This is a genomic window from Lacipirellula limnantheis (genome assembly GCF_007746075.1).
Taxonomy (GTDB): Bacteria; Planctomycetota; Planctomycetia; order Pirellulales; family Lacipirellulaceae; genus Lacipirellula; species Lacipirellula limnantheis.
Map to the genome: position 1 here is coordinate 1963162 of NZ_CP036339.1, position 18667 is coordinate 1981828.

12 protein-coding genes are annotated in these 18667 nt (G+C 63.1%); 4 read left to right on the forward strand and 8 right to left on the reverse strand.

What is annotated here, in order from left to right; genetic code table 11:
- Positions 1-66: 66 nt before the first annotated feature.
- The 5 genes from I41_RS07670 to I41_RS07690 form a co-directional block, all read right to left on the reverse strand.
- A complete protein-coding gene (locus I41_RS07670) occupies positions 67-1506 on the reverse strand; it encodes a DASS family sodium-coupled anion symporter (RefSeq protein ID WP_145431990.1) in 1440 nt (479 codons plus the stop codon).
- Between the two features lie 62 nt (positions 1507-1568).
- Positions 1569-3203, reverse strand: coding sequence for a hypothetical protein (locus I41_RS07675; RefSeq protein ID WP_145431991.1), 1635 nt, complete (start codon positions 3201-3203; stop codon positions 1569-1571).
- A 154-nt stretch (positions 3204-3357) separates the two neighbouring features.
- Positions 3358-5196 carry an ABC transporter permease gene (locus I41_RS07680; RefSeq protein ID WP_145431992.1) on the reverse strand — a complete coding sequence of 613 codons (1839 nt, stop codon included), beginning with the start codon at positions 5194-5196 and terminating at the stop codon, positions 3358-3360.
- A 128-nt stretch (positions 5197-5324) separates the two neighbouring features.
- Complete coding sequence (locus tag I41_RS07685) at positions 5325-6206, reverse strand: ABC transporter ATP-binding protein (protein WP_145431993.1); 882 nt, start codon at positions 6204-6206, stop codon at positions 5325-5327.
- A 398-nt stretch (positions 6207-6604) separates the two neighbouring features.
- On the reverse strand, positions 6605-9184 hold the full coding sequence (locus tag I41_RS07690) for a hypothetical protein (RefSeq protein WP_145431994.1): 2580 nt from the start codon (positions 9182-9184) through the stop codon (positions 6605-6607).
- Positions 9185-9685: 501 nt separating this feature from the next.
- On the opposite strand from I41_RS07690, the gene I41_RS07695 reads away from it, so the two are divergent.
- Both I41_RS07695 and I41_RS07700 read left to right on the forward strand, forming a co-directional pair.
- Positions 9686-9964, forward strand: a complete 279-nt coding sequence (locus tag I41_RS07695; protein ID WP_145431995.1) for a transcriptional regulator — start codon at positions 9686-9688, stop codon at positions 9962-9964.
- 153 nt (positions 9965-10117) lie between these two features.
- Positions 10118-11575, forward strand: a complete 1458-nt coding sequence (locus tag I41_RS07700) for a serine/threonine protein kinase (RefSeq protein WP_145431996.1) — start codon at positions 10118-10120, stop codon at positions 11573-11575.
- Between the two features lie 160 nt (positions 11576-11735).
- Here the strand turns inward: I41_RS07700 and crcB are convergent, their stop codons facing one another.
- The 3 genes from crcB to I41_RS07715 all read right to left on the reverse strand — a co-directional run bounded on the left by crcB (position 11736) and on the right by I41_RS07715 (position 13970).
- Positions 11736-12116, reverse strand: a complete 381-nt coding sequence (crcB, locus tag I41_RS07705; RefSeq protein ID WP_210421126.1) for a fluoride efflux transporter CrcB — start codon at positions 12114-12116, stop codon at positions 11736-11738.
- A gap of 120 nt (positions 12117-12236) precedes the next feature.
- Positions 12237-12689 carry a ribose 5-phosphate isomerase B gene (gene rpiB / locus I41_RS07710; RefSeq protein ID WP_145431998.1) on the reverse strand — a complete coding sequence of 151 codons (453 nt, stop codon included), beginning with the start codon at positions 12687-12689 and terminating at the stop codon, positions 12237-12239.
- A gap of 156 nt (positions 12690-12845) precedes the next feature.
- Complete coding sequence (locus I41_RS07715) at positions 12846-13970, reverse strand: L-threonylcarbamoyladenylate synthase (RefSeq protein ID WP_145431999.1); 1125 nt, start codon at positions 13968-13970, stop codon at positions 12846-12848.
- Positions 13971-14357: 387 nt separating this feature from the next.
- Here I41_RS07715 and I41_RS07720 point away from each other — a divergent pair, with 387 nt between their 5' ends.
- Together I41_RS07720 and I41_RS07725 are read left to right on the forward strand one after the other, a co-directional pair.
- Entirely contained in the window at positions 14358-15314 is a 957-nt protein-coding gene (locus tag I41_RS07720) for an NHL repeat-containing protein (protein WP_246133830.1), read from the forward strand.
- Between the two features lie 115 nt (positions 15315-15429).
- Positions 15430-18486: a VWA domain-containing protein gene (locus I41_RS07725; RefSeq protein ID WP_145432000.1), complete on the forward strand. Its 3057-nt coding sequence runs from the start codon at positions 15430-15432 to the stop codon at positions 18484-18486.
- Positions 18487-18667 lie beyond the last annotated feature (181 nt).

An 18667-nucleotide genomic window follows, 5' to 3' on the forward strand; every position in this document is an offset into this window, starting at 1 on the left:
ATTGGACGCTGGAAAGCTTCGGCGACGTCGTGCGACGCTTGATTTTTCCCCGGCCTCCAGTGGCACTCACCACCAGCCCAGCAGCTTCCAGTACGGCAAGCCGACGCCCAGCCAGACGACAAGATGGAACAGCGCCACGCCGAAGCCGACGGCGAACCACCGCCTGGTCGTCACGAAATCAAACCCCGAGTAAATCACCACGGGGCCGGTCGAATAGTTGGTCAGGCAACCGCACAGGTTCGAGAAGTACGAGATCAGCGCCACGACGAGCAGCGGTGGGCTGCCGGCTGCCTGGGCGACGACGAAAAAAGCAGCCCCCATCGCCACGATGTGACCGGTGAGCATCGAAAATGCGTACATCGAGAAGAAGTAAATCAGCGCGAGCGCCACGGCTGCCACCACGCCGTGTAGGCCGACGACCTGCTCCTTCATGAGGTCGGCGAACCAGGCGATGACGCCCTCGCTTTTGAGATATTTGGCGACGCCGACGAGCCCCCCCAGCCACATCAGGGCGTCCCACGCCGCGCGATCGCCGGTCATGTCTTGCCAGCGGTCGAGCTTAAGGATGAGGATCGCCGCGATCCCGGTCAGTGCGATCCCCGCCGAGTAAACGCCATGCCACGGCTCCAGCGCCCAGGCGACCACCATGGCGAGCAGCAGCAGGCCGACAGTGATTTGCCGGCCATTCCATGGGCCCATCTCGCGTAGTTCGTTGATCGCTTCCTCGCGCGCCGCCGGAGAGTGCGTGAGATCGGGCGGGTGGAGCTTGTAAAGGACAAGCGGCAACAGGCCGAAGCTGATGAGCCCCATGGGCCAACTTCCCCGGAACCAGCTCGCCCAGTCCCAGCGCAGATCGAACACGTCTCGCGCCATCACGCCCAGTTGTGGATTGGCCGCCATGCCGGTGAAGAACATCGCCGCGGCAATCAAGTTGGCGTGCGCGCCGCATAGCATCAGGTAGCCGCCAGTCGGGCGGCGCTCAGCGTATGGCGAGGCGCCCAGGGCCAGGGTCAAGGCGTTGACGATTGGCGCCATCACGGCTCCGCCGCGCGCGGTGTTGGACGGAATGATGGGTCCCAAGATCAATTCGGATCCGGCGATCGCGTACCCGAGCCCCAGCGTCGTGCGACCGAGCGAGCGAATCAGCAGTAGCGCAATGCGGCGGCCGAAACCGGTGCGCACCACCGTCCCGGAGAGTAAGAACGCGGCGGAGACCAACCAGACGGTGGCGTCGGAGTAGCCGCTGAGCATGCCTTCGACCGCCTGGGAGCCGTGACCGTAGGCGCCGGCCAAAAGCAGCGTCACGAGCCCCACGAGCACCATTGGCCCCATCGGCAGTGGTCGGGAGAGGAAGCCGACAATCGTGGCCGAAAAGACGGCGGCGAACCACCAGCCGTTGGCCGACAGCCCGTCAGGCGGCCCGGCGGCGATCATGCCGCCGCCGACGGCGAGTACCGGCGCCCAACGTCCCAACCATCCCCCCGCGTGGCGCCAGGTATCGCTCAAGCCGCCGCTCCGTGCGCTTGGGGGCAAGTTTTCAACCCGCAAAAACTAGCAGCGGCCGCCCATCACTGCGGCACCGCTTCCGCAGGATTGATCAACGAATTCGACTCCGACTCCTCGCGCTTCGGCACGGGCATTCCCGCCTGACGGGCCTTGTGGGCCTCGATCGCGCCGGCAAACTTCCGTTGCTGGTCGTTGATCTCGAGTAATTCCCATAGCGCGAAGCGATTGGCGACCTCTTCATCCTCGAGGCTCAAGTCGAGCTGCTCCAGCACGGCGGCGTAGTCTTCGATGAACTCCATCAAATCGCCGCCGGTGGTCGAGTCGCGCGGCATCTCGGGGAACTGGTCGAGCGATTTGCCCCATTCGACGAAGCTTTGCTCGTAGAGGCCCATGGCCCCTTCGGGATCGCCTTCGGCAAAACGGTTTTCGGCCTGATGAGCCAAGTCACGGGCCTTCAGCGCCTCGGACGTCTGTTCCAGATTGCAGCGAATTCGCCAGTACTCGTAGTTGGCGACGTCGCGATTGCTGCCAATCAGATTGGCGCGGCGGTTTGCTTCGTCGATCCGCGTCGCGAGGCTCTGGGCCTTTGCGGCGTTCTCGGGATGGTCTTTCGCAATTCGGGCGGCGATTTTCGCCACCGAGACGTCCATGGTCGCCATTGCCTCGCTGTGCCACTTTTGCTCGTCGGGCGTGGGCGTGGCGGGGAGCGATTCCCAGACGCGGCGCTGGTCGGCAGTCAGCTGGCCTTGAGCCTCTTCCTTCATCTTCGCTTCGATGCCGGGATCGAGAGCGTCGAGCTCGTTGCGCAGCCGCGCCGATTCGAGCTTCCACTTGTTCTCGTCGACGAGGCGAATCATGAAATCATCGGTCGACTTCATCTCGCGTTCGCCGTATTCCTTCCACAATCGAGCCCCCTCGCGCCAAGCCCGCTTGGCGGTCTCGCCGAAGATCCCCTCCTCCTCGATCGCCTCGGCGTAGCTGATCTGCGATCGCGCGGGCGAGTCGAAAAACGTCGTCGGATTCATCGTCGACAGGGACTGGCCCTTCTGATCGACCGCGTCGACCGCCTGTTCGTACCAATGCTTCGACGCCAGCCAGTTGTCGCGGAGCGTCGGATCGTCGTTCGGATTGAGATCTTCGTCGAGCTTGTAGAGCTTGCGGTAAATCTCGTGTTCGTCGGCGCGGCCCACCTTGTTGCCGGTGAACCAGCCGAGATCGTCGAGCAGACGGGGATGGTCGCGGTTGTACCCGATGCCGTCCATCAGGTACTCAATCCCCTGCTTCACGTAATAGAAGCGGTCACGAACGTTGTCGAGTTCCACCGAGACGTTGTACGAGAGATTCCACGCCTGGTACTGCCAGACCTTCACGAAGTACGGCTGCAGCCGAGCGAGCTGTTCGAGCGTCGATTGAAAGGCGGTCCAGTCTTCAGTTTTCTTGTAGTTGTTCGCGGCGTTCCAGAGCATCGTCACCGCGATGCCGCGGAGGCCCAGCGTCGCAAGCCGAATCGTTTCGCTCGCCGGGTCGATGGCGCCGAGATCGGCTTGGCCGAGGCGAGCTTCGGTCCGCTGCTGGGCCAGCTTTCCCCCTTGATCGCCAGGGCTGGACGGCCGGCCGAGCCAGACGATCGGCACGGCGATCATCATCAGCACCAGCAGATAGACCATCTTGCGAAAGAAGGAGTTATTCGAATTCATCGCTCACCTCAGTAGATCAGGCTGACAGGCCTGACTCTGCCTCGCTCAGCATTCAGGGCCAGCATCCATTCGCAACGGACCTGCCGTTGGTTCGGATAGGCCGTTCTTCTAGCGCCGTTGGCCGCACGTCGCGTTGGAGCGCTCCACTTACTTCTTACTTCGCCACCTCGCGGGTTCGCAGCAGGAAGTACCCGATAATCGACAAGCCGACGACGTATCCCAAACAGACGGTCACGTCCTGGAACACGCGATCCCACGGCACATTGTACCCGTCGGCCGCGTAGCGGACTGTGCTGAAGCTGCGGAAGTCGGGCAGCGTCTGCGCCACGGCCCACATGATCGGCTTGGCAAAGTATTTATCAAAGCCGGTCACGAGGTTGTTCAGCAGCGTGTCTTCCAGCTGCACCATGACGTTTGCTTGCGTCGCGATGCGGACGACCGATTCGGCCGGGCCGCCGCCGTACGATTTGCCGGTGGCAATGTCGACGAAATCCTGCCGCCAGAAGCCGAGGATGATGAACCCGACGACGAACAGCATCGCCACCGGGCCGCTCACGAGCGTGCTGATCGTGACGCCGACCGACACGACGATCACCGCCTGCACCCAAATGCTGACGCAGACCTTGGCGAAACTGGCGATAGGCGAGCCATCGGGATGGCGGATGTAGCAGTCGGCCTGGGCGAAGCCAAAGTATTGGCCCCGGTCGAGGCACTTTACCAGCACTTCGATCTTGCCGTCCTTGCTGACGAGATCTTTGAATAGGTCAATCTCTTGTCGCGACTGCGAATACTGCTTCCGCGGGATGTTGAAGTCGTCGACCTGCTGGTCCTGGGCGTCGAAGCTGAGGGGCTCGCTGGTCAGGCCGTTGGCCGCCGGGTCGGGATTGCGAAGTTGGATCGTTCCCTGCAACGCTTGGCCGATGACCCCCTTGTGGGTTTTGAACACCCGCACGATCAACGACAGCGGCAGCGAGCGTTCGTCCTCGGGCACGTTTGGATCGACGGCATCGCTCACATTGTCAAAAGTCCAGATTGCCGTGGCCGGCGTGTTGCCGTCGATAAAGCTGCGGTAGGTCCACTCGCTGCCGACGCTGATGCCCGTATCTTTCGCCGCGCCCGAGCGATCAATAAACCGCAGTTTGCCGTACTGCGGCACGCGGGCGCGAATGAACCCCAGCGGCGGCGAGACGCGATACTTGTTCTCGCCGAGCGACTCGATCCGGTGGGTGTGGCCATTCTCAACGGTCGTCTCGCCATTCCCGTCCTTGTCGAGCGTCAGCTCGTGCCGATGTCCGGCGTCGCGGGAAGTGGTTCCCTTCTTGCCGACCTCCTCGCCGGCGGGGTTGGCGACGACCTGAAAGCTCTCGAGTTCGACGGTGTGCGAGTGGTCGAGCGAGCGAACGACGAAGATGTAGCTGCCGACTCCCATGATTGCCAGCAGAACGGTAATGACGATCATAAAGCCGATGATCCGCCCGAGAATGATCTCGCCCGCGCGCACCGGTTTGGTGACGACGGTGTAGATCGTCTTCGTCTTAAAGTCGCCCGGCAGACTGAAGGCGCTCAACAGCAGCGCCACGCCGAGCACCAGATAGGTGGACGCCGTCAGGACGAAACTTAGGTAGAGCCGCGCCGGCTCCTGGTGATTGGTGCTGAGAAACCAGTTCGCGAACAGCAGCACCAGGAAGAACACGCCCAGCGCGACGGCAACGCGCCGCCGCAACGATTCTTTGATCGCCAGCCGTGCAATCGCCCACACCCGGCGGGGCGACGTTTGCAGCAGCTCGCGCAACCCTTCGCTGATCGTCTTGTAGGTGACGTCGCCGCCGCGGAGGAAGCCGTAACGCGACGCCGCGATGGCAAAGCCGATCACCAGCGCCGCCATCGCGACGCCGAGAAAGACGAACGCGAAGCTCGGCAGCGCGCCCAGCGACTTTTCGCCGCCAGTGAGCAGCCACTGGAAATAGGGGAGTAGTTGTTGTTCGACAACCATCGTGACAGGGTTCGGGGTTCAGGGTTCGGGGTTCAGGAAGAGAGGGCCAACATCGTTGCGGTAACGTTGCGGTTCGCTGATTCGGGGAACGGTATTCCCTGAACCCTGAACCCTAAAACCTGAACCCTCTACTTCACGCCCGCGCGGCGACCCGGACGGGCCTCACTGTCGCGGACGATCTCGAGGAACAGCTCTTCCAGCGTCGTCGTCGGATTGTCGAGCGACACCAACTCGCCATGGTGGCGGGAAATTACGTCACGCAACTCCCGCTGGCAATCGACTGACAGGTTCTTCGCCCGGATCTGGGTGACGTCCGCCACCTTGAGCAGTTCGTCGACGCGGCCCAATTCCTTCAGCTCGCCTTGGTGAAGAATGGCAATCCGATCGCACACATCCTGGACGTCGGCCAGCAGATGGCTGCACATGACGATCGTCTTCCCCTCGTCCTTGAGACGGAGGATCATATCCTTCATCTCGCGGGTGCCGATGGGGTCGAGGCCGCTCGTCGGCTCGTCGAGCATGATGAGCTCGGGATCATTGATCAGCGCCTGAGCCAAGCCGATGCGGCGCGTCATGCCCTTGGAATACTCCTGCAGTTGCCGCTTCCGCGCCTTCTGCAGTCCCACCATCTCGATCAACTCGTCGATCCGCTGCCGGCGCACGTCCGACGGCATATCGAACAGCCGACCGTAGAAGTCGAGTGTTTCGTCGGCAGTGAGGAACCGGTAGAGGTATGACTCTTCCGGCAGATAGCCGAGTCGTTCATTTTTGGCGACGTCGCTGGCCGGCTTGCCGAAGACCAGGGCCTCGCCCTCGGTGGGGAACAGCAACCCCAGCAGCAGCTTGATGGTCGTCGTCTTGCCTGAGCCGTTTGGCCCCAGCAGGCCGAACACCTCGCCGCGGCGGACTTCCAGGTCGAGCCCCTTCAAGGCTCGTACCTTCTGTCGGCCCCAAAAGTCGCGGTAGACTTTCGACAGGGCCCGCGTTTGCAGAATGATTTCTTCGCTCATAAAGGCGATCGTGGGTCAGCGATTCGGAGAAGAAGGACGGCTTGGTCGAGCGTCGGCGCCAGCGCCGCAGGGCGGCAGACCAACGTGCTAGCGAGAACCCGACGTATCACGGTCTACGACGGCGGATGGGCGATGGTTCAGCTGCCCGAAAGGGTCTGCGCCACGCTGCCCGAACTCGCTCCAAGTGAAACGCCGAGTATAAGTTGCGGCGAAAGTGCCCACAAGGAGCGGGAGTCGCTCCGAGATGCGTTGGACGCCAGCCGCGCCGCTCCTGGGCGACCCGTGCCACACAACCGGCACAGCCCGAAATAGTAACTAAAAGCCAACGGGTCCGCCGGTGGACGAACTTCCACGGGCACTGCGATTTGTTAACCATCCACTGGCAATGCCGGTGGCAGTTATCGCGGCGTCTGCGCCACCGTCGCCCCTTGCAGCGGAATATACCGCACGGCGAGCCCATCGACCTGTGCCCGACCGACGCCCCCCAGGGCGATCGTCAGCCGCATTTCGGCTCCGGGCGTCGGTACGCGCACCATGCGGAAGGGCCGCCAGGCGGGCGATGACTCGATGCGGATAGCCCCCTCTTCCCCGCCGATCGAGTCGAAAATGACGAGCGGGTCAGCTAGTCCCAACGGCGCCTCGGCCACCCGGACCAGCCCGCTAATTTCGATCAAATGTCCTGGCGGCGTCTGCAGCGGCGGCGACGTCACCCAAACCGGCGACGCCGCCAGCGCCGGCGGCGTCCCATCGGGAGCTTCGCTTTGCACCTGGAGCTCCAGGCAGTAGGAGCCCTGCCCAGGCGCTTCGGGGGAAAGCCGCACTGCCGTCTTCACGCCGGCAACAGATTGTTCGATCCGTTGCCAACCGCTCTGCAGCAGCACGTTGAGATCCTCGAAGTCTCCGCCCGGCAGCGGCTGCGCAGCCGAGCCGTTGGGAAGCGCCGCTTCCAGCGACCGCAATTCGGCGAGCGTCGTCCAATCGAGCGGCAATGGCGCGGAACCCGCCGGCAATGTCGGCGCCGTGAGCGCCCCGACCCGTGCTAACGCCTCATCCAGCAGCCGTTCCGCCTCGGCGGCGCACGCAAAGGCCGCCGCATTATCGTTACGCCGCATCGTTTCGACGACAGCCGTCATTTGGGCATCGACCGGGGCTAGTTCAGCCCGCGCATCGATCCCCGGCAAGGCCGCTAGTGCTTGTGCCGCTTGTTGCCGGCGCAGCGCCGCGAGCTCCACGCGCGCATGCGTCGCTCGGGCGGCGTGTTGCCGCAAGTAGCGCTCAATGTGCGAGTAGGCGTACCCATCCTCGGTGACCAGCAGGAAGGCGTCGTCTGGCAAGTGGTCGACTGTCAGCTGCAATCCGCCGGTGACGCGCTTCGCGGGCAATCGCTGCGAACCGGCAATGGACAACAGGTACGCATCGGAGGATTCCGGGACGCCTGGAAGTTTGAATGAAATCGGTTGCGAGTTCGGCTTCCTGTCCGGGGCCAGGGCCTGATCGCTCCACCGCAGCGGAATGATGAGGTGGGAACGCTCGACTTTGACGACCAAGCCGCTCAGATCGGGGCGACTCGATTGAGCAACGGTCGCCGACTTCCCGCCGGCGAGCCAGGGCTCGGCAAGTCCCAGCCGCAAGTTCGTCAGTTCCAATGCGAGCCCGCGGAGTTGATTCTCCGGTTCGCCGCCTGCCAGGCTGGCTTGCGATTGAAAGCAAAACCCGCGCGGCGACACGCTGAACGCCGCCGCCGTGGCCATCGTCAGGTCATGAAACGTCGCCGGCACGATCGCCGCCGAACTACCCCGCAGGGCGCCCAATTGCGAGGCGAAATGCGCCCCGCAGTGGGTCTCGACGTTTACCCAGAGCGGCGTGCCGCCGCGCACCAGCCGCCGTTGTTGCACCAGCCAGGAGCCATAGGCAGGCCAGGAAATCGTTGAGCCGAGGGTGGGCCGGCCAATCATCACCAGATCTGCGATGCGGCTCGCTTCGCGCGTCATGCCGGTGGGTCGCAACAACACGGGCCGCGACGGCGCCGACTCGTAATACTCGATCGCCTGCGACCAGCGGTGGCACAGCTCCAAATCGCCGGGCTGCGTCAGCGTCCCCAGATCCCAGGCCATTACCTGCGCAAAACGTCCGTCGAGCGGCAACGTCCGCATCTGCTCGGGCGTCGGCGGCTCGCAGACAATGAACATTCCCAGGCGGCGGGCGTCGGCGATTTCGGCATCGACCGGCGGCCGGCCCATCCAGACGGCGTCGAAGCCAAGTTTCTGGAGAAACTCCAGCGGCTCGCCCTGCCATTGAATGATCCGCGGCACCGCCGGCGGCTTGCCGCTGACGGCCGCGACCGGGCTGGTTGTCGCCGTTGCCGCGCCCGTATTCTCGACGGGCGTGACGGCGCTCGCCGGCACGACGCCATTGGGGGTGGCCCCTGGCGCCTTCCCGCCGACGTTCAGCACGCCATACATCGCGACCTGGTCGACCCACACTTCGGTGTGGCCGGCGCCTCCCGGGGCCAGGATAACCAACTGCGTCACCTTCGCCTCGCGTTCATCCATCACGCCGCCGAAATGGGCCCGCGCCACACGTGCCTGTGATCGTAGCTCCTTAGCGATGTCGCTGAAGTCAAGCTGCTCCCAATCGCCGCCGCCCCCGTTCTTGTTCGAGCGGATCAACAGTCGCCGCGGCTCGCCAGTTTCGTCATCGATCGCGCGCGGCAAGATGACCGTCGCGGCCAACTGGGCGCCGGGACGGTTGCACGAAACCCACGCTGCCAGTCGTGTTTCACTCAGCACGATGGCTTCGGGTAGGTCGTATGCCAATTGAGCCGATGTTCCCGCGGCTGCGGCCACGACAATGCGTTCCGACGCAGCGCCAAACCGGTTGCGGCCCCCCTCGATTGACTGCCCGATCAGCCGGACTTCAGCCGACGGGTTCAGCAGTTTCAGCGCCGGCGTGGCGTCGTCCATATTGTCCAGCAACACGGGCGCCGATTGCGATGCTTCGATCGATTGCGCTGGCGCAACCCCGCAAAACGGGCATGCAAGTATTGCAACACTCAATGAGATTGCTGCGCAAGGGCGACGAGCGCGTAGGCGCCAACTTCGCTTTGTCGTCTCCATGCATACAATCGCTGTGGCCAGACAAGAAATGACGACGCCGCTCGCGGACGCGGCGTCGCTCTCCCACGATCGCCGAGCGCGATGAACGTCCGACCGGCGTGTTGCGGCAGGGCAACATCGGTTCGGAACCACGCGGCTCGTCGTAACTTGGGCTTGTATCAGTCTTTCCGCACAGGGGCCAGATCAAGTCGAGGCCTTTTCGCCACTTGGCAGGAGTGGCAAATAGCTCGATCCGCCAATTGCTTGCTGCGCTTTAACTCTTTTCACTACAATACTTTGCAGCAACGGGGCGTTGGTCTGGAATGACCGTGGCACGAGCAGTGCCTTAGAGGGTGGCGTCAGCAAGCCACCCGGAGACGCACGATGAACAACACGCCCGATTCGATCGCGACCACTCAGGACCAAATCCCTGCCGACCTGCTCCGTCTGTCGGAGGCGATTCACAGCCTGCCTGCGCCGTACGCCGCTCAACTCGCTCCTCTGGTCGACGCCGTGATGGAAAGCACCAAACGTCGTCGCCGCATTCTGACGCTCGTTCAGGACGCCCTCAGTCAGCTGCGCCTCGACATGAAGTATCTCATGTTCGATTTGGAAGCGACTCGTCGCGAACGGGACGAATATCGGCTAAAGTTGGAAGAGTAACGGCACACCGGCGGCTGGCGACAAGGGGCACTGTCGCGCGGACGAAGCTCGACGAGACCAGCCGGCGGCTGTCCTCCGAACTTCCCGACATCCGCTGACTTTCCCCTAACGGCTCCCCCTCGGCACGGTTTCGAGACAGCCCCCCAGCGCGCGATGACCACCACCCTCACTGCTGAGAAGCTGGCGCAGCGGGCCGTCGACGTCAACGTCCTGACGGAACAGGATCTCAACGGCGTGTGGGCCGAGTTCGGCACCCGGGCCGTCGACTACGAGCCCTTCAAGCAATCGCTCGTCCGACGCGGGTTGCTCACGAACTACCAGCTCGATCGACTCATTGAAGGGTATCGCAACGGCTTTTTTTACGGCGATTACAAGATCCTCTACGGCGTCGGAGCTGGAACCTTCGCGCGCGTGTTCCGGGCGACCCACGTACGCACCGGCGAGCTCTTCGCCGTCAAGGTCTTGCGCAGCCGCTATAGCCGGGCCGGCGGCGACGACAAACGCGACCTCTTCCGCCGTGAAGGGGAGCTAGGCGCCCAGTTGAAGCACCCCAACATCGTCGGCATTCACGAGGTCGTCTCCAGCGGCGCAACGAACTATATCGTGATGGACTTCGTCGAAGGCCAGAACCTCCGCGACTTCTACAAAGTCCGCGGCAAGTTCGACCCGCTCGACGCGACGCGCATTGCGGCCGACATGATGGCGGGCCTCAACTACGCGTTCCTCAAGGGCATCACGCATCGCGATCTGAAGATGTCCAACGTTATCGTCTCCAGCGAAGGCGATGCGAAGATTCTCGACTTCGGCCTCGCGGGGATGGAAGGCGCCGAGGCGGACGAGGCCAATCCCCGCACCATCGATTACGCGGGACTCGAACGCGCGACCAACGTTCGCAAGGACGACACCCGCAGCGACATCTTCTTCGCCGGGTGCATCTATTACCAGCTGCTCAGCGGCAAACCGGCGCTCGCCGAGACGCGCGAACGGTCGCAGCGCCTCAGCAAGTCGCGGTTCATGGAGATCAAGCCGCTGCTCGACGTCGCCCCCGGCGTGCCGCTGCCGCTGGCGCGCATCGTCACCAAGGCGCTGGAACTCGATCCCGCCCGCCGCTATCAGACGCCAGGCGAAATGCTGGCGGACCTCAAGGTCGCCGCCAAGCGAGTCGCCGAAGCGAAGGACAATCCAGCACTGCTGGAAGAGCAGGTCAAACTGGAAGGCCAGGACGACGCTGGCGAAGCGCGGAAATTGATGATCGTCGAGTCCGATCACAAGATGCAGGATCTGTTCCGCGAACTCTTCAAGAAGCAGGGCTATCGCGTCCTGGTGACTACTGATCCCGAACGTCTCTTCCAGCGCATTTACGACGACGTCAAGGCATTCGACGTAATCATGCTTAGCTCCGGCCAACTCGGTCGCGAGGCGCTCGACGCCTTCAACAAACTCGGCGGCGACATGCGGACCAAGCTGATCCCCACCGTGTTGCTGTTGGGCGAAGGGCACGGAGTGCTCGCAGGCGAAGCTCAAACCACTTCCAGCCGCATCGTGGTTAAAATGCCGCTCAAAGGAAGCGAACTCCGCGCCGCAATCTTGAAAGCCCTCGCGGGCAAGTAAAGTCTCCTCGCACTTAAGATCTGGTCGCTGAAGCGACCAGTCCGAACCCGAGTGAGACGCCGCCGCGCTGTGTTGAGCTGGCGTCGACTCGCGCGTGATGAGTCCGCGCTTCGGCGGACTGAGCGCGTCGGCAACGCCCCACGCTGAGAGACGTTCGCCGCTACGCCGAGCGATTGATCAGCAGCATTCCCGCCCAAATAGCGAGCAAGCCGCAGAAAATGCTCAGGGCGACGTACGATGCGGCAACGGCGGCATTCCCCCGCCTCAACAACGCAACGGTTTCCAAGCTGAAGGCCGAAAAGGTGGTGAAGCCTCCCAGAACTCCGGTGAAGAGAAAGAGTCGGGCCTCAGCCGGCAACACTCCCCAGCGTTCGATCAGACCGGCAAGAATCCCAGCGGCCAGACAACCAATGGCATTGACGAGAAAGGTTCCGAGCGGAAAACGCCAATCCGCCGTGTGGCTGAACGCGAAACTTCCCAGAGCTAACCGCGCCATTCCGCCGATGCCCGAGCCAATGAAAACGAGAAAGAATTGAAGCACAGAGGTTCCTGATCGATCGTTAGCCATAGCGGGGCGCCGCTTCCTGCGTTCGCCGGACTGGTCGCTTCCGCGAACAGTCCGAGCCCTCGTTCGAATTCGCCTAACTGGCTGAAGCGGCTCTTAGGGGCGCCCCAGTTCCTTCTCGAGCTGGTGAATCTTTTCCACTCGCCGCTCGTGCCGACCCCCTTCGAAGGGCGTCGTCAGCCATACCTCGACCATCCGCTCGACGGTTCGCGGGCTGAGCATGTCGGCTGAGAGGCAGAGCACGTTGAGGTCGTTGTGGCGGCGGCTGATCTCGGCGGTGACTTCGTCGTTGCACGGAGCGGCGCGCACGCCGGAAAATTTGTTCGCGGTGATCGCCATGCCGATGCCGGTGCCGCAGATCAGCACTCCGCGCTCGGCCGTCCCCTGGCTCACTTTTTTCGCGACGAGAACGGCGAAGTCGGGGTAGTCGACCGATTCGGAGCCGCACGTCCCTTCATCGAGGACTTCATGTCCCTTTGAGCGGAGCATGCCAATAAGCTGCTCCTTCAAGGGATAACCGCGATGGTCGCTGCCGATGGCGATTCGCATGAGACTAACGCCTTAAAAACGAGCGCCTGTGAATGTAGACCGATGGACGTCACCCGCCCCAACTAACCCGCAATATGGCCGCTTCAGCAACCAGTCCAAACCCTCGCGCGCAACTACGAGTTCCCTACTCAGTTCCCTGATCACTTACTCACCCGCCTACTCAAACCTCAACTCCTGCACCCGCCGCCGCAGGGCGTCCTCGATCTGCAGCGCACATTGCTCGTACACTTCCGCCGGCCCGCCGATCGGGTCCTCGATATCCGTGTTGTCAGGCTGAACTAGCAGCGTGCGGAGTTCCGCCTCAGGCCAGCGACGAACGATCGCTTGGCGGTGGGCGGCCGTCAGCGCGAAGATGACGTCGGCCTGCCGCACGAGCTTCTCGGTCAGCGGCTGCGATTCGTGCCGAGAGAGGTCGAGCCCCCGCTGCTTCATCGTGGCGATTGCTTCGGGGGCCGCTCCGCCGCCCGGCGCCGCCGAGACGCCGGCCGACGACACGAGCACGCCGCGCTGCTCAACTTCTTCCATCTTGCAGCCCAGATGCTCCGCCACGAGCTTTCGCAGCAACACCTCGGCCATCGGACTACGGCACGTGTTGCCGGTGCATACGATGACGATCAACATACTGGCCAGTCGTTCTAACGCCGACGCGGGGACGACTCCTTCGCGCAAGCATTCGTAAGAATCATCGCGAGCCCGCACCACGGTCGATGGCTGCCCGTAGCGGCAGGGACCGTCGTCGATCACCAGTCCGACGTGCGATCCCAAGCTGCGGATCGCTTCTTCGGCAGTCACGGCGTCGGGTTGCCCTGAAACATTGGCGCTGGTCAGCGCGATCGGCCCGGCGAGCATGTGGAGCACGTCGAGCACCGCGCTGTGGGCCGGCACGCGCAAGCCGACTTCGCCGCTGGGCGCCACCGCTTCGCGAACCTCGGCCGGTAGTTGCCGGAGCAGACTTTCGTCGCCCCCATGCTTCACCACCAGGGTGATCGGCCCCGGCCAGCAGCGGCGGGCGAGCCGCTGCGCCTTCACCCCCAGCGACGGCGCATAATCCAGCGCGTCTTCCACGCTGCGAATCGCCAGTGCCAGCGGCGCATGATGCGACCGTCCCTTGGCTTCGAAAATCCGCCTAACGCCGTCGGCGCGGCGGGCACTGGCGGCCAGCCCGTAAACGGTCTCGGTCGGAAAGACGACCAGCTTTCCTTCAGCCAACGTTTGCACGGCGCGATGAACCACGTCGCGGCTATCTTCGGTCTTGCGGAGATTAATGACGACGGGGGGCATATTTCCCAACAATCGAGTCGCGACGTCAACTCTCTAAGAGATGACAACGCCCGAGCGAGCCGCCACAATGAATGCGCGGATTGATCCAATTGACGACGGCCCGGTTCCCAGTCGCAGGCGCTCTCCTAGCGTCGCGGCTCGCAGCAACCGACCCCTGAGCTGCCCCACAGATGAACGAAGATGGTGAACTATACTGCTGCTCGCCGCGGACGGTCAAGCAGCCGATGCAACCTAACTATCAACCAAAGTGACGATGTTGTAATGGGTTAGAGCGACGCGGTCGGCAACGTTTCGCCGCTGCCGCAGCTGCCCTCCGTGGAAAGTTTCCCGCGGCAAAAGCGTCCCGACGGCGCCCTACTCAGCACTCCTACCAACGGAACCTAATTCTTGCCCCGAATCGACCACCGTCGAGCGGCCTTTCCGGCAATCGCCATCGTGATCGCGGCCCTCTTCGCGGTGACGACGACTGGTTGTATCGATTCGACGGGCAACGCGGGCCCCGCGCCCGATCTCATCTGGGGCGTCCAGGGGATCGAACCGGGCCAACTCCAAAAGCCGCGGGCAATGGCCATCGACTCCAGCGACGAAATTTACCTCGTCGACATGACCGCCCGCATCCAAGTCTACGACGCCGACGGGAACTACCTCCGTGGTTGGAAAACCCCGGTGAGCGTCAACGGTCGGCCGACGGGACTGAGCATCGCCAAGAACGGCCACGTCTGGGTCCCCGACACTCATTACTATCGCGTGCTGGCTTACGATCGCGCCGGCGCGGCGGTCGAAGCCGAAAACCTCGGCGGCGTCATGGGCCCCGGCCCCGGCGAGTTCGCCTGGGTCACCGACGTGGTCGAGGACAGCGAAGGCTCGATTTACGTCTCCGAATACGGCGACACCGACAGAATCCAGAAATTCTCGCGGGATGGCAAATTTCTCCTACAATGGGGCGGCACTGGCGAAGAACCAGGACAGTTCCGCCGCCCGCAGAGCATGGCCGTTGATAAAGAGGACCATATCTGGGTCGCCGACGCCTGCAATCATCGCATTCAAGTCTTCGACAAGGAGGGCCAACTCATCAACCACTGGGGCCAAGAAGGCTCCTCCCCCGGCGAGCTCTATTATCCCTACGGCTTGGCGTTCGACGGCAAAGGTCACCTCTACGTCTGCGAATACGGCAACCACCGTGTGCAGAAGTTCGACCTCAATGGCAAGTCGCTCGGAACCTGGGGCTCCCACGGCCGCGTGCCGGGCCAGCTACACAATCCTTGGGCGATTGCGTTTGACAGCAAAGGACGATTATATGTTCTTGATTCGAGCAATCATCGAGTGCAGCGCGTGAATTTTTGAGATTGTCAGGTGCCAGTTGTCCGTGGTGAGTTGCTGATCCGCAAAATCGCACGCCACGACAACGCTGGAATGTCCTTAGCAAATGACAACGGACAACTGACCACGGACATTTGCAATGTTCCAACACTCAATAGCCTTCGACCGTCCGGCATACTTGGCGCTCCTCGCGCTAATCCCGGTCATGTGGTGGTTGGGCTATCGAAGCCTGGCGGGGTTGGGGCGTTGGCGGCGTTGGATGGCCCTCACCCTCCGCACGCTGGTGATGACGCTCGTCATCTTCGCATTGGCCGACGTTCAGTACCAACGTCGCAGCGAGGGCCTCACCGTCGTCTACTTGCTCGACCAATCGCTCAGCGTCCCCGTCGCCCAGCGCGGCGAGATGATCGACTACGTCCGCAACTCGATCAAGCAGCATCGCGATAGCGCCGCCGGCGATCGCTTCGCGGTGATCGTCTTCGGCCGCGACGCCGAAGTGGAGATCCCGCCCGTCGCCGTCAACGAAGCCCTCCACGGCAAAGTCGAAAGCGTTCTCGATCCCGAGTACACCGACCTTGCCACCGCCATCCAACGGGCGAAGGCGATCTTTCCCTACGACACGGCCAAGCGCATCGTTCTGGTGACCGACGGCAACCAGAACGTCGGCAACGGCTACCGCGAGGCTCGGACCGCCGCCGATGCGGGAGTGAGCATCGACGTCGTTCCCGTTTACCTCGAACCGCGCGGCGAAGTCGCCGTTGAGAAGCTCGACATCCCCGCCGGCGTCCGGCGCGGCCAGCCGTTCGACATGCGGATCGTCGTCCGCAACGACGCGAAGCCTGGCGACGATCGCGCTGTGAAGGGCAAGCTCGTCGTCGTCCGCCAAGCGGGCCAGCGCGAAGAGACGATCGCCGAGGAGGAGGTCACTGTCGCCCCCGGGAAGCAGGTCTTCACAATCCCGCAGGAAATCGACCAGCCCGACTTCTATACCTATGAAGCCCGCTTCGTCGCCGCTGACGCCGGCGCCGACGGCATGGCCCAGAACAACGTCGCCTCGGCCTTCACTCACATCCGCGGCAAAGGCCAGGTGCTGCTGATCGAGAACACCGAACATCGCGGCGACTTCGACTACCTCGCCGACCGTCTCCGCAGCGAAGAGATCGAAGTCACCATCGTCGGCAGCGACCAACTCTTCAATTCGCTCGCCGAACTCCAGCGCTACGACGCCGTCGTGCTGGCGAACGTCTCCCGCAGCAGCGTCGACGACGTCGACAACGTCGCCAGCTTCAGCGACGAGCAGATCGACATGCTCGTCCGCAACACCCGCGAACTCGGCTGCGGGCTGGTGATGATCGGCGGCCCCGACACCTACGGCGCCGGCGGTTGGGCGAACACGAAGCTCGAAGAGGCGATGCCGGTCGATTTCACGATCAAAAGCGCCCAGGTCGTCCCCGTCGGCGCCCTCTGCCTGATGATGCACGCCGGCGAAATCCCGCAGTCAAACTACTGGCAAAAGCGCATCGCCGTCGAATCGATCAAAACGCTCGGCAATCGCGACTACTGCGGCCTCGTCCAGTGGAACGGCACCGACCAATGGCTCTGGGGCCAATCGAGCGGCGGCATGATCCGCGTCGGCCCCGGCCGTCAGATGATGCTCGCCCGCGTTGACCGCATGACGATCGGCGACATGCCTGCGTTTGACGGCGGGATGAAAATGGCCGCCGCCGGCTTCGCCAAACTCTCCGACGCCGCGGTGAAACACATGATCATCATCAGCGATGGCGATCCCGCTCCGCCGAGCAACGCGACGATGAGCGCCTTTGTCAAACAGAACGTGAAAATCAGCACCGTCGCCGTCGGCTCGCACGGCACGCTCGGCAGCCAAGTGATGCGCGACATCTCCACCAAAACCGGCGGCAAGTATTACGAAGTCAAAGACTCCAAAGCCCTTCCCAAGATCTACCAGCGCGAAGCCCGCCGCATTGCTCGCCCGCTCGTTTACGAACCGCCCGATCCGATGCAGCCGATCGTCGAATCGGCCGAGCACGAAATCCTCCGCGGCGTCGAAGGGGGCCTCCCGCCGTTCAAGGGGTACGTCCTCACGCAGCTCAAGGAGAACCCGCTCGTCGAAGTGATCCTCCGCTCGCCGCGCCCCGAGAAGCCCGAGAACTCGACGCTGCTCGCCGCCTGGACCTACGGCGCCGGCAAGGCGGTCGCCCTCACCACCGACGCCGGCGCCCGCTGGACCAGCGAATGGACCGGCTGGGACGGCTACGACAAATTCTTCAGTCAGGTGATCCGGTGGGCGATGCGTCCCACCGGCGACGTCGGCAATTTTACTGTCGCCACCGACGTGCGTGACGGCAAGACCGAAGTCGTCGTCACGGCGATGGACGCGGACGACGAGTTCCTCAACAACCAGCAGATGACCGCCGCCGCGGTCACGCCCGACATGAAGTCGATCCCCATCGCGATCGAGCAAGTCGCCCCAGGACGCTACGTCGGCTCGTTCCCTTCCGAGATGGCCGGCAGCTATCTGATCGTCGTGAACCCCGGCGACGGCAAGGCTCCCATCCGCACCGGGGTGAACGTCGGCTACTCGGCCGAGTACACCGACAACGAAACGAACCTCGCGCTCCTCAATTCGCTCGCCAAGATCCCCGCCGGCGACGGCCCGGCCGGCGTCTTCGTCGATCCCGGCCTCAGCGAGGTCGCCTTCGCCAAGGAAATCGCCCAGAACCCGTTCCGCCGCGACCTTCCCCCTGCCATCATGAACCAGTCGATCTGGCCCTGGCTCGTGGTGCTCGGCAGTTGCCTGTTCTGGGGCGACGTTTTCGTCCGCCGCGTCCAGATTAACCTCGATTGGCTCTGGGTCGCGATCGGCCGCCTGCGTGATAAAATCCTCGGCCGCGTCCGCGAGGCCGAAGTCCCCGAAACGATGAGCCGCCTCCGCAGCCGCAAACAACAAATCGACGAACAACTTGCAGGCCGCCGCACGACCGCCCGTTTCGAAATCACTGACCCCACTGCCGCCGCGGGGCCAATCCCGCTCGATACCGACCCCGCCGCCGGTGGGCCAAAACCGCCTGCGTCGTCCCCCACGATGAAACCCGACGCCCCCGACCCCGAGTCCTACACCGAGCGCCTTCTCAAAGCCAAGAAGCAAGTCTGGCGCGACCGTGAGGATGAAAAGTAGTACGAAGAGAAGTAGCTAAAACAAACCACCAAGACGCAAAGGCACGAAGAACGCACGAAGAGAAGAGATTTAACCACGCAACACACGAAAGAAACAAAAGCAAAAGAATAGATGAAACCGCCGACGGACGCGAATAAACGCAGATAGAAGTCAAATGAAGTTATTTGCGTTCATCTGCGTC

Excerpts from the sequence above, each read along its gene's own strand:
- I41_RS07675 (WP_145431991.1), bottom strand. The coding sequence starts at position 3,203 with ATGAATTCGAATAACTCCTTCTTTCGCAAGATGGTCTATCTGCTGGTG.
- I41_RS07680 (WP_145431992.1), bottom strand. The coding sequence starts at position 5,196 with ATGGTTGTCGAACAACAACTACTCCCCTATTTCCAGTGGCTGCTCACT.
- I41_RS07685 (WP_145431993.1), bottom strand. The coding sequence starts at position 6,206 with ATGAGCGAAGAAATCATTCTGCAAACGCGGGCCCTGTCGAAAGTCTAC.
- I41_RS07695 (WP_145431995.1), top strand. The coding sequence starts at position 9,686 with ATGAACAACACGCCCGATTCGATCGCGACCACTCAGGACCAAATCCCT.
- I41_RS07700 (WP_145431996.1), top strand. The coding sequence starts at position 10,118 with ATGACCACCACCCTCACTGCTGAGAAGCTGGCGCAGCGGGCCGTCGAC.
- rpiB (WP_145431998.1), bottom strand. The coding sequence starts at position 12,689 with ATGCGAATCGCCATCGGCAGCGACCATCGCGGTTATCCCTTGAAGGAG.
- I41_RS07715 (WP_145431999.1), bottom strand. The coding sequence starts at position 13,970 with ATGCCCCCCGTCGTCATTAATCTCCGCAAGACCGAAGATAGCCGCGAC.
- I41_RS07725 (WP_145432000.1), top strand. The coding sequence starts at position 15,430 with ATGTTCCAACACTCAATAGCCTTCGACCGTCCGGCATACTTGGCGCTC.